This window comes from Nitrospira sp. (assembly GCA_029194675.1).
In the GTDB taxonomy this organism is placed as follows: domain Bacteria; phylum Nitrospirota; class Nitrospiria; order Nitrospirales; family Nitrospiraceae; genus Nitrospira_D.
This window is the reverse complement of the sequence record JARFXP010000015.1, coordinates 1-10588: the sequence shown is the minus strand read 5'-3', so window position 1 is coordinate 10588 and position 10588 is coordinate 1. Positions and strand designations below refer to the sequence as shown.

The following is a 10588-nucleotide window of genomic DNA, read 5'->3' as shown; positions in this document are numbered from 1 at the left end:
ATTGCGGCTTCCCCCTCACCGCGATGGTGACGCGCGGGGCGCTGGAAGACTTGCAGCTGACACCCGGATCGTCCGTCGTCGCCGCGATCAAGGCCGGGGCCGTTCACTTGATACCGCGAGTAGGCTAAAAGAGCCCGGCGATCCCGGTCGAAATCTTTTCTTGAATGATCGGCGTGGCTTCAGGAATGTCCAGATCTTTTTGCCGGACGTGGCCCACCGTCCGCATCTGTTGTACTTTGGGTAGGGAGCCGTCACCCTTCCGGTCGGTGGCTGCGCCCGTCATGTCGGCGGGTCGCCCTAAGGGCTTGCCCAACTTCCGATCGGTAATCTGTACATCGGCCACACAGAGATAGATCACGCCCTCTTCTTTCGGAGCTTGCGGCATCTGCATGCCGCCGAAACCGCCTCGTCCGCCGCTCATGGCCATGGCCTGAGCCATCATCGCATTCATATCCGGCATCCCGCCGCCCATCGGCATGACACCCATGCCCGCCATCCCGCCGGGCATCAGTCGCGCGATTCGATCGGCGTCGGTCGGACCGGCGGCGGCCATCGTGGTGCCGCCGCTGCTGATGCCGGCGCCGGAGCCGGCTTTTGCCACGCCCTCCGGCGTGACGCCATCAGCGCCTTTGTGGCAGTACACCACCTTCGCCTGAATCCAATAATTCGCCTGCTCCGGATCGTCGGTGAGTTGGTAGCCCTTGCCGGTCAGTTTCGTTCGGATGTCGTTGAGCGTGACGCTCTGGTTTTCCGAGATGTTCCTCAGTTGAACGTATGCGGTGCGGTTCAGGCTCGGATCGAGAAAGACCGTGTTGCTGTTCATCAGGCCGGAGCGAATGATGTTGGAGCAGCCTCCTTCCAACAGCCAGATGAGAGCTAAGGCTGAGGCTAACCACGTGGTCAACGCGAGCTTGCGGGGCCGCAACGTCATAATAGCGCTGCTCACTAGAAATTCCCTGCCACCGCCGCACTCAATCGCTGTTGCAACAGAGGAGTGGCCTCGGCCTCGTCCAGCTTTTTCTGGTGTACGTCGGCGGCGAGACGGGCCTGATAGACAGCGGGTTGCGGGGCCGTTTCCGATTTCCCAGGGGCGGAATCCGCCGCGCCCTGATCCGTGATCTGAAGATCTGCGACACAAGCGTAATTGACATCGTCCGGCGTCTTGGGCGCGGACGGCCCGCCGAACATGTTCCCGACCGCGCTGCCGATTCCTTCAATCGCGCTCAGTCCCATCGATGCGGCGCTGCCGGCGATCGCGCCTTGGGGCCCTGCCATACTGGCCACGCCGGTCAGACTATGCAACCCGCTCATCATCGACGATCCGAATCTGGCTCCGCCGTAGCCGCCGGCGACGATCGCTTCGACAGGCATTTCGGGCTTTGTCACGTTGCAATCGACGATGTTGGCCAACAAGACATAATGAGCTGTGCTTGGATCCTGAACCACCTGATAGCCCTTGGCGGTCAGTCGGGATCCAAGATCGTTCAGCGAGACGCCCTGGTTGTCGGACGAGTTCCGCGCTTGGACAAACACGGTCTTGGCTGTGCTGGGTGGAAGGAAGAACGTGTTGCTCGTGATGAGGTCAGTGTCCTTGATATTGCCGGCGTAGGACAACAAAGGGAAGCTGAGGACGATGGGCAGGGCAAGGTACCGCATAGGTCGCGCGCCGGATGGAGCGGGCGGATTGTACGCCAACTTCCTCGACTACAGCAACTCCCCTAGGAGCCTGTTCGGGGAATCCTTCGTGACAAGGCGAAGCAGGTGTAAGCAGATGAGCGGCGCAAGGCTCGAAAAAACCGGACGCGTAGTGGCTGGAATACGTTGAGGATGTTTTCGGGCCGCGAACGACGCAGACGCTCGTAGATCGTTTGCCGCAGTAGAACGGCATGACTCGGAACAGAAGTACCCTCCACTACCTGCATTTTGCCCCGTCATCCCCAGTATTGTTACCGGCTGAGTCACGTATATTAATGCCGGTCGGCCTCCTCCCCAGCTTCTGTGGATAACCCTGTGTGTAAGGATTGAATCCGGGAAAGAAGGCGTGCATTCCGCTACCCCATCAACCTGTTTGCCTATTTTTTAGGCATTGGGTTGTGAGGATGATAACCCACCATATCTTGTGGGTTTTTCTATAAAAAGCTCATAAATGGTAATGCGCTGATTAGGAGCGGTGTTTTAACGCGACGCTTGCGTATCAGCTTGGCAGGTGCAGAGTTTCATTGAAAGTTATTCACAGAGCCTCTGCCGAAAGGAGCTTTCCACCTCCATTATAAAGAAGGACTGAAATTGAGGCTTGACAGGTAGTGGCGTAGTATGTAACCATCGGTTACATCATGAAGCCGACCGAGCTGAAACGCATGCGGCAACAACTGGGACTCACGCAGCAACAATTGGCAGACGCGCTGCAAACAACACGGGTTTCGGTCGCGCGATATGAAGCGGGCATGCGCCGCATTCCCGGTATGGTGAAGGTCGCGATCGAGAGACTGAGTCGCGTCTCGGAAATTCCAATGGCCGGGATGGTGGCCGCGGGGTTGCCGATCGAGCCGCTGCCTCAGTCCGAGTTGATCGAGGTGCCGTTGAGCATGTTGCGGGGAGGCGATACCTTTGCGCTGCGCGTCAAGGGAGAGTCGATGAAGGATGACGGTATTCTCCCGGGCGATATCGTCGTCGTGCACAAACAGGAAACGGCGCAAAACGGACAAACCGTGGTGGCGCTGGTCAACCATGAGGCCACGATCAAAACCTATTATAAAAAAGACACGCACATCGAGTTGCATCCGGCCAACGCCGCCATGCAACCGATCCTCGTACAGCCATCGGACGCGTTCCGTATCGAAGGTGTGGTGATCGGCGTCATTCGACATTGTGCGATGTAGGCACGTCAGCAAGGAGGACTGTGATGATGGAACGAGCCGTGACGACCAAAGACCGGTTGATGCATCTGGAGCGAACCGTGAACGTGCTCAACGGGCGTCTTCGCGACTTACAATGGGAGTTGCAACGGACAAAAGCCTATTCCTTTTCCTTGACGGAACGCATCTGGCGCAATCTCGTCGGCGCTCGTCAGCAGAGCCGATTCATGTCGACGGTCTGCAGCAGACGGGTACGTCCGAACATGAGGGTCGGAGACTATGTCGGTACAACCGGACACTGACACTCAGGCGGTGGGTCGCTGCGCCGATTGCGGGGCGAGAATCGCTCAGCGAGTCGAATATGTGGATGCGTTCACCCGAACCAGATTGGAACTGTGCGATGTCTGTTGGCATGCCTGGCGACAGCGACAGAATTTTTCCGGCGGATGCTGTGGGTAATAGAGAGGTGTGATATGCGTGCGAGCGTAGAATCGACGACCTTGCCCCTTCTCGATCGGCGAAGCGGCGAATGCGCGCGGGAGACGACGCGCGACGCGTCAGGAGACTGGTCTCTTGCGCTGCGATATGCCTCTGTGTCGTTTCATCCCAGCGACAAGCTGCTTCTGCTCTACGGACATGCGCTGGTCTTTCGGTTGGGCCTCCATATCGTCACGGAGCGAGTCTTCGCCGGAGAGCCGGTTCTGTATGTCGATGGAGCCAACACGTTCGATCCGTTTGCCGTCGCTCGATTGGCCCGTGCCGGGCGACGCCGGCCTCGTCAGGTTCTGGCCATGATCCATGTGGCCAGGGCGTTCAGTTCGCATCAGGTGGAACGATTGGTATCAGATTGTCTCGGCGCGGCGCTCGATCGGTATCACGCCCGCATCGCCATGTTGGCGGGGCTTTTTGAGACCTTCTATAGCCAGGCGGTTCCCAGTCATGACGCTGCACGGTTGTTTGATCGCATGATGAACGCCATCACCCGGTTGACCCAGCAGGGCTATACGATCGTGTGTCTCTGTCCCTCCGCTCCGATACTCACGCAGGCCGGCCGGCAACGTTTCGACCAGTTACGCGTCCGCGCCGACCGCGTTCTTCGCGTGCAGGAGGAACAAGGTGTCGTGCGACTTCAAGATGCCAGCCTGCACGACGGTCGTTCATGGGAGATTCCCCGTACCCTGTTCGCGGAACGCTGAGCGGTCTTCTCTTGAGCATTCTGCCGGAGTGCTGCCCCACGGACGAACGGTCACCCCAGCACCACCGATGACGAACGTCCATCCGTGATTCGGCTACAGCTCGAATGCCCTCGTCCAGGTCTCTGCAAGCGAGAAGCTGCATGGAGTCCTCTTGGCCTGGAAGTGCGAAGCCATTTCTCAGTCTGTAAGTCAGTTTATCGTGAGACTCCCGTAAGTGTGGAGCCGTTCCACCCGCGACAATAGCAGGGATAGCCTGCAGGTCCTCCGGACAGGGGACAGGTCCCTACATTGGTTTCACACCGGCTCGCACCATTCATGGCCGACGCATCGGTGTAGGGGTTCTTTCCACTCCCTCCAAATGCTTTGTCCACTCCTCTAGTCATGGCATCACTCAGGGTATTCCCCAGAGCCTTACCCATGGTATTCCAGAAATCATCGCCGCTGTCGCTGCACGCCTTTTCCACCTCGCCTTTGTCATATCCTTGTTTGCCGAGGTCAATCCGCTGCTCAATCGTACAGCCACTCCAGGCGTTCGAGTCGACAAGCACCAAAGCCGGGACAACGAGACTCCATATTGTGATGACCGCCATAACTTGTTTCATGGCAACCTCCTTTGGAGAAGCGTGAATCCAATCTTCGCGCTCTCTCCCTACGGCTAGAGATTCTTTAACGTCACGTGCGGAGAGCCCGCACCATCGCACCATCATTTCGCTTGCTCCTGTTGTAATCACATATGAGCAACTGCTGGACCAATCGCGTAGATGAAGCGCTTTTAATGAACATGAAAGGGAAAGTAGCCTTATCAACGGCTTGAGATGGTGAAGGCTAATTTGAGCCAGGCGAGGCACTGCAATGGTCGCGAATGAAGCTAAGCAATCTGGGAATCGAAATAGATCCGCCGGATCGAAATCGATCCGCTGAGAACGGGTGGCTTGAATTTTCCGTATGCTCACTCATCCGAGTTCTGCATTGGCGCGTAGGGGAGTGTGTCGTTATGCGTTTCCGTTCGTGCTGAGCTTGTCGAAGCACGGTCCTGGGGTTTTGAAATGGCTTCTATTTGTGCGAGAGGTCCCCGACTGTAATGGTGATCCCCCCGAAATACAGCGTCAGCTTTGCGGTGGAGGCGGTGAAGAAGAACACGAGTCGGGCATTGCGGGAGAAGTTTCGGTTTTTGGATCAGGTGTACTGGGATCGCGGCGGAATCTGGTCAAAGGGGTACTTTGTGTCCACCGTCGGGATTACGGAGGAGATCATCAGGCGGTACGTCGCCCGACAAGCGAAGGAAGACGCGGAACAAGCGCAGCTTGAATTCTGAGAGGACCCCGCCTGTAAAGGGGGGGGATCTATGAAGCATTCGCCTCAGCTCTATAGACCTACCCAATGTTCCATCTGCTTTTTGGAGCCCGAACGTGTACTATGGGAAATCGTGGAGAGGAGTATCAATATGCGAATCTGTTCTTCCCGTATCATCCTAGGCGTTGCGATCCTCATTTTTGTCAATGCCGCACAATCGATTGCTGAGCAGAATATTTCAAAGAAACCGTTGTCGACAATGGCGGGAAGTTCTGGCGGAACTGATAAGTCCTTACTGATAGTGACCCCGGAATACATCATCGGTCCTGAAGATGTCTTAGAGATTACTGTTTGGAAGAATCCTGATCTTTCCAAGGAGGTCCACGTCAGACCGGATGGAAAGATCTCCCTTCCACTACTTGGCGATCTCTCTGCGGTGGGTAAGACGCCGGTCCAATTGACAGAGGAGATATCCGCTGGCCTCAAAGGGTACTTGGAGACTCCTACGATATCGATGACGGTAAAAGACGTACAGAGCTATCAAATCTATGTCCTTGGAGAAGTGAATAAGCCCGGCAGGTATCCGCTGAAAAGTAAAACCACCCTGTTACAAGGGATTACAGTCGCAGGCGGGTTTACCGCCGTGGCTGCTAAAAATACCATCGTAATTTTCCGTTTTACGAAGGACGGCCAAGGACAGACCAAACTCAGAGCCAGCTATGACGATATCGTGGTTCGAGACGGCTCAGGACAGAACATTGAGTTAATGCCGGGAGATATGATCGTCGTTCCCTCGGAAACAATGGTAGTCCTACCCAAAGCTCGGTGAGAAACGGGGGAGTCTCCTGATGCCTTGCAGAGCCGCATTCTGATCTACCGCGTTCGCTTCCATACGCGACTTCGTAACGGTTCCGATTTCTCGAACGCAACTCGGTAACCTCCGCGCAACCTACTCCACACCCTCGATGGTGCACCCCCTGCCGCCACTGCTTTGGCACGGGACCCTGGAATGTAGCAAGGTCTCTAGAACCTATCTCAAAATTCGTTCATGACGGGATGGGATCTGTGGTCGTCATTCCCGCGCAGGCGGGAATCCAGACCTTTCAGGTCACTCTGAATGCCCGCTTTCGCGGGCATGACCGGTTATTACCGGAACACCCATTTTGAGATAGGTTCTAGTGTTGTGTCCCAGAAGTTCAGGTAATAATCCGTTCGCCCTGAGCCGGTCGAAGGGCGCCGGCTTTCAAGGAGTTCCGTTCATGGTTCGACACGCTCACCACGAACGAACTTCCGGGACACAACACTAGACGGAATCGCCATCGTACTTGGGCGAGGCGTCCGGACAGGGACACACGGCAAGTACATCCAAGAGCGGATGGCTGACGCCGATGAGGCAGCGGCACGAGCAAGCTTGGTTTGGTATTCGGAAAGGCGAAGGGGTTTCTCCGGCGGCGTCAATCGGGGAGACGCTTCGCTTGATGAGCCGCCGGCACGAGCGACATCTTAGGTGAGAAGAAACACTGGAGGTGTCTATCCGCGGGCGTAATGACGTTAAACCGATGGAGAGCCCGCGGCTCTCACGAAGTGCGGTTTGGTGGCGGTGACCCGGATCGAACGGGTGACCCGCGGCTTATGAGTCCGCTGCTCTACCAACTGAGCTACACCGCCACGTTATTGATTTCTAAGGGTTTCTGGTCTTGCCCGCCGAACGCTCCGACCCCGAACTGTTCACCAGCTGTTCACCGCGACTGTGCTTCCGCTCATGGTGTTCCAGGAGCCTGCGCCCGGCTTCGACGAGGTCGGATCTCTTCACGATGTGGTACCGTCGGTAGACGGAATCGGTCTTGTGACCACTGATTGCCATCGCCACCTTTCTTGGCACCCCGGCATCCTCCATGTTACTGACCGCCGTCCGACGGAAGTCGTGGATTAACGCCCCACGATAGCGCCGGTTTCCAACAAAACGCCCCTTGGGATTTTCAAATCGCCCGAGTCCGGCTTTGACGCAGGCGGTTCGCCAGGAAGACTTGATGGAAGCCAGCTTTCTCCCGTTGAGGTGACAGACCCACCGGCAATCCGGATGCAAGTCCGAAGTCTGCTTATACCATGCAGCGAGGACATCGTAAAGGTCTCCGCCCATCACGGCCACTCGTTCTTCTTCCGTCTTTGTAGTCTCTGACGCAAGCCGGATCTCGACGTTGCGCTTCTGATGATCGAGGTACACCTGAGCCCATTCGAGACTCATGGTCTCACCTTCGCGGGTCCCAAGCCAATACTCAATCGTGACCGGGATGCGAGCGTGCGGCGGCAGCAAGGCTCTAACCTTCACAAATTCCTGCCACGAGCGGTAGCCAGAACGCGGGGGTGACTCCTTCAATTTGGTCCACTGTGGGACCGAGGTCACGAGTGGCGGCCTCCCCGCAAGGCCCAAGCGGTACGCGCGAAGCAAGAAGGATATCCGTCTATTGACACGTGCCGGACTCAATCCGTTCTCCCGCCACTCCGTTGCCCAATTGCGAAGGTCCGTTGCGCTCACTGTTTCGGCAAGCATATTCCCAGCGAAAGTGTTCCAGAAGGCATGAAGCTGTTCTGCATTCTTCAGGGACTTGTAGTTATTGGCCTTGTAGTCAGCAACGACGAGTTGGGTCAGTACTCTGACCTTAGTCTCCAATTGCTGCGGCCAGCCAAAGAGGCCCCCATAGAAGCGTTCGCGCAATGTCTGGAGCACACGGCCTGCTGTCTCCCGCGTGCCATGAATGACCTTGCGGATGTTGGGCCGGCCACGGCCCTGGTGCCACTTGATAAGATACCGCTTCTCCCCGATGCGGGTGACAGTACCGCCCCCCGATGTCCTTCCCATGGATCCCCTCTACTGAGCTGGCACGATCAACTGGCCTTGGAAGCAACTTGTCTTGGAACAGACCGTACTTTCTTGGCCCTGGCCGTTAAAGGCGGCGCCGAATCATAAGACCTGCGCTGGCGCTCTTCCCACTGCGCGACATCACTTGGATGGATGCGCCACCGAGGACGGCGCCCTTTCCCTAGTCTGATTCCAGGTATCCCGTCGGGTTGACCGAGCACGTCGCTGTACAGGTAGTCCGGAGTGACCCGCAGGCGTTGCGCCAGTTGCTGTACGGTCATGTACTGGTCTGCGGCCTGCTGGGCATTCGCACTGGTCGTGGTGAGTGCTTCCCCTCGAAGTGATCGCATTTTCATATGACCTCTAACCTTTAGAGAGCCCACGCAGGAGCTGGTGCCGTTGTCCCGGGCAAGCGCAGGGCCCATGCAAGTCTTACTGGTACAGAATGGTCCTTTTCAGAGGTGCAGGCAGCGAGGGGGTGGCCCGCCGCATATCGATGTGACATGACCTTTCTTTGAGTATTACTGGATGGGCAGAATGGGGTGGGGCCAGTGTTGGAGAGGAGTGGTGTTGCCTTCACTGATACCGATCGCCACTTAAGACAGACACGACGACGATCAGAGGAGGCCTGGGGCGACATGCTGTGGGAGGACTAATCGATGGCGGCCCAGTCGTACCGAAGAAGTTCATCCTCGCTTTTCTTCTCCTTGCACAGAGCCCGGAGGGCCAACAGAGGCCGGCGAGCCCAGACGTGAAGCGTCATCCTGGTGTAACCGTTTTGACCCTCGATGCTTTGAAAGTGAACGACATACAGCCGCTGGCCTTGCTGATTGAACCAGCCGGCCCGCCGGTATGAAGTCCACCCCCATGAGACTGTGTTTGGTGACGGAGCCAGACCGGGCATCATCGCCTCCATAATATTAGCGGACCGGCATGATCACATGCTTCCACTGGCTATGGCTGTCTGGGCTCACAATGAGGCAGGGACTGACCGGTTCCTTCATATGTAGTTGAAGGCGCTTGCCCGGGCATGTCCGGAGCGCATCCAGCAGGTAGCGGGCGTTAAAGCCGGTTTTGAATTCCTTGCCGGCGATGACCGCAGGGATACTTTCCGTTCCTTCCCCCACGTCTACATTCTGGGCGTGGAGGGTGAGCGTGTCAGGTGTAAGAACCAAGCGCACGGCTTGGGTCTGGTCGCGAGACACCACGGCCACGCGGTGGAGCGCCTCTTCGAAGAGATCGCGGTCGATTTCCATGCGCGCGCCGTTCAGGACGGGGATGACTTGCTGGTAATTGGGATAAGTCCCTTCGACCAGGCGGCTCGTCAGGATGACGTTCTTGACGGTCACGCAAAAGAGCTTCTTGGAGATTGCGATGGGGACATCGAGCGTTTCTTCCTGAGCGAGCAACGCGGCCAACAGCTGAGCGGCTTTCTTGGGAATGAGGGCGTTGAGCTGCTGGGGTGCAGAGGTGGTCCAGGTGCCGGCGTCTGATTCAGCGATGACCAAGCGGTGCCCGTCGGTTCCGACCATTTCGATCGAAGGTGAGTCGGGTGTCCTGATGGTGATAAGCACGGACTGCAGGACGAACCGCTGGTCCTGATCGGGAACAGCCGGGAGAACTTGTTGCAGACAGGTGAGGAGAGCGGTGCTGGGGATGCTGAACTGAGCGGGCTCATCAAAGGCAGGGAGCTGAGGATAGTCGTCTGCGGACATGCCATGGAGCGTGAAGCGGCTGTTTCCCGACACGAGCTTGATCACGTGTTTCTCATCAGCCTGCCAGGTGATGGGATGCTCGGGATCGAGTTCCTTGATGACATCGCAGAGGGCACGGGCGTTGACGGTGACGCGTCCGGGTTTCTGCACGGTGAGGTCATAGGTACCTTGGAACCCGGTTTCGAGGTCAGTGCCCAAGACCGTGAGGCCCGCGGGAGTGGTCTCCAGGAGAGCATTGGCAAGGATCGGGAGGGTGGATCTGTTCGAGGTGAGGCTCAGCAGATTCCGGATGGCGCTCAGCAGGATGTTGCGGGTACAGATGAATTTCATAACAGCCTCCACAGAGTCTGAGAAGAGGTGAGTGATGTCCTGGAATGGCCGGCCAAAGAGATCCCCAGGTCAGGCGGCCGGTTGATCGGCATCATCCTGTGAGGCAGCCTGCAGGGCCTTTCGGACAAGCCCGCCACCGGTCACGAGATCCATGAACCAGAACTGGTCGACCTTGCGGAGTGGAAAGGCGAGGGGATGGTCAGTGATGAACCGGAGCAGATCCGTATCGGTCACGTACCAGGCGTCGTGGGCGCGCTCGGTGCCCCGTCGTCGGATGTGAAGCTTCTCCTCGCGCACCCATCCTTCGATCACCCGATGATCGCAGCCGAAACACAGTTC

At 57.3% G+C, this 10588-nt stretch carries 13 protein-coding genes and 1 tRNA gene; 5 read left to right on the top strand and 9 right to left on the bottom strand.

Annotated elements, in window-relative coordinates:
• Positions 1-124: 124 nt before the first annotated feature.
• Together traT (P0120_24865) and traT (P0120_24860) are read right to left on the bottom strand one after the other, a co-directional pair.
• Complete coding sequence (traT, locus tag P0120_24865; GenBank protein ID MDF0677542.1) at positions 125-931, bottom strand: complement resistance protein TraT; 807 nt, start codon at positions 929-931, stop codon at positions 125-127.
• A gap of 14 nt (positions 932-945) precedes the next feature.
• Positions 946-1656: a complement resistance protein TraT gene (traT, locus tag P0120_24860; GenBank protein ID MDF0677541.1), complete on the bottom strand. Its 711-nt coding sequence runs from the start codon at positions 1654-1656 to the stop codon at positions 946-948.
• A 677-nt stretch (positions 1657-2333) separates the two neighbouring features.
• Here traT (P0120_24860) and lexA point away from each other — a divergent pair.
• The 3 genes from lexA to P0120_24845 all read left to right on the top strand — a co-directional run bounded on the left by lexA (position 2334) and on the right by P0120_24845 (position 4051).
• Positions 2334-2879: a transcriptional repressor LexA gene (gene lexA, locus P0120_24855; GenBank protein MDF0677540.1), complete on the top strand. Its 546-nt coding sequence runs from the start codon at positions 2334-2336 to the stop codon at positions 2877-2879.
• A gap of 23 nt (positions 2880-2902) precedes the next feature.
• Positions 2903-3157 (top strand): hypothetical protein, encoded by a 255-nt coding sequence (locus tag P0120_24850; GenBank protein MDF0677539.1) that lies wholly within the window; start codon positions 2903-2905, stop codon positions 3155-3157.
• Between the two features lie 171 nt (positions 3158-3328).
• The gene (locus P0120_24845; GenBank protein MDF0677538.1) at positions 3329-4051 is read left to right on the top strand and encodes a hypothetical protein; all 723 of its coding nucleotides are present in this window, start codon (positions 3329-3331) and stop codon (positions 4049-4051) included.
• 194 nt (positions 4052-4245) lie between these two features.
• Here P0120_24845 and P0120_24840 read toward each other — a convergent pair whose 3' ends face one another.
• Positions 4246-4653 (bottom strand): hypothetical protein, encoded by a 408-nt coding sequence (locus P0120_24840; protein MDF0677537.1) that lies wholly within the window; start codon positions 4651-4653, stop codon positions 4246-4248.
• A gap of 479 nt (positions 4654-5132) precedes the next feature.
• Between P0120_24840 and P0120_24835 the strand changes: the two genes are divergently transcribed.
• Both P0120_24835 and P0120_24830 read left to right on the top strand, forming a co-directional pair.
• A complete protein-coding gene (locus P0120_24835) occupies positions 5133-5366 on the top strand; it encodes a transposase (protein MDF0677536.1) in 234 nt (77 codons plus the stop codon).
• Between the two features lie 129 nt (positions 5367-5495).
• Complete coding sequence (locus P0120_24830) at positions 5496-6173, top strand: polysaccharide biosynthesis/export family protein (GenBank protein ID MDF0677535.1); 678 nt, start codon at positions 5496-5498, stop codon at positions 6171-6173.
• Between the two features lie 763 nt (positions 6174-6936).
• On the opposite strand, the gene P0120_24825 is transcribed toward P0120_24830, so the two are convergent.
• From P0120_24825 to P0120_24800, 6 genes are all read right to left on the bottom strand, one after another.
• Positions 6937-7012 (bottom strand) — tRNA-Met (locus P0120_24825).
• Positions 7013-7025: 13 nt separating this feature from the next.
• Positions 7026-8204 carry a tyrosine-type recombinase/integrase gene (locus P0120_24820; GenBank protein ID MDF0677534.1) on the bottom strand — a complete coding sequence of 393 codons (1179 nt, stop codon included), beginning with the start codon at positions 8202-8204 and terminating at the stop codon, positions 7026-7028.
• Positions 8205-8230: 26 nt separating this feature from the next.
• On the bottom strand, positions 8231-8560 hold the full coding sequence (locus tag P0120_24815; protein ID MDF0677533.1) for a helix-turn-helix domain-containing protein: 330 nt from the start codon (positions 8558-8560) through the stop codon (positions 8231-8233).
• Positions 8561-8856: 296 nt separating this feature from the next.
• Positions 8857-9111, bottom strand: coding sequence for a hypothetical protein (locus tag P0120_24810; protein MDF0677532.1), 255 nt, complete (start codon positions 9109-9111; stop codon positions 8857-8859).
• Between the two features lie 13 nt (positions 9112-9124).
• Positions 9125-10249: a DNA polymerase III subunit beta gene (gene dnaN, locus P0120_24805; protein MDF0677531.1), complete on the bottom strand. Its 1125-nt coding sequence runs from the start codon at positions 10247-10249 to the stop codon at positions 9125-9127.
• Between the two features lie 69 nt (positions 10250-10318).
• On the bottom strand, positions 10319-10588 hold a 270-nt coding region (locus tag P0120_24800), incomplete at its 5' end, for a hypothetical protein (protein ID MDF0677530.1).

Bases quoted from the DNA above. Each gene is read 5' to 3' on its own strand.
- traT (MDF0677542.1), bottom strand. From the start codon at position 931: ATGACGTTGCGGCCCCGCAAGCTCGCGTTGACCACGTGGTTAGCCTCA.
- traT (MDF0677541.1), bottom strand. From the start codon at position 1,656: ATGCGGTACCTTGCCCTGCCCATCGTCCTCAGCTTCCCTTTGTTGTCC.
- dnaN (MDF0677531.1), bottom strand. From the start codon at position 10,249: ATGAAATTCATCTGTACCCGCAACATCCTGCTGAGCGCCATCCGGAAT.
- P0120_24815 (MDF0677533.1), bottom strand. From the start codon at position 8,560: ATGAAAATGCGATCACTTCGAGGGGAAGCACTCACCACGACCAGTGCG.
- P0120_24830 (MDF0677535.1), top strand. From the start codon at position 5,496: ATGCGAATCTGTTCTTCCCGTATCATCCTAGGCGTTGCGATCCTCATT.
- P0120_24840 (MDF0677537.1), bottom strand. From the start codon at position 4,653: ATGAAACAAGTTATGGCGGTCATCACAATATGGAGTCTCGTTGTCCCG.
- P0120_24845 (MDF0677538.1), top strand. From the start codon at position 3,329: ATGCGTGCGAGCGTAGAATCGACGACCTTGCCCCTTCTCGATCGGCGA.
- P0120_24820 (MDF0677534.1), bottom strand. From the start codon at position 8,204: ATGGGAAGGACATCGGGGGGCGGTACTGTCACCCGCATCGGGGAGAAG.
- P0120_24835 (MDF0677536.1), top strand. From the start codon at position 5,133: ATGGTGATCCCCCCGAAATACAGCGTCAGCTTTGCGGTGGAGGCGGTG.
- P0120_24810 (MDF0677532.1), bottom strand. From the start codon at position 9,111: ATGATGCCCGGTCTGGCTCCGTCACCAAACACAGTCTCATGGGGGTGG.
- P0120_24850 (MDF0677539.1), top strand. From the start codon at position 2,903: ATGATGGAACGAGCCGTGACGACCAAAGACCGGTTGATGCATCTGGAG.
- lexA (MDF0677540.1), top strand. From the start codon at position 2,334: ATGAAGCCGACCGAGCTGAAACGCATGCGGCAACAACTGGGACTCACG.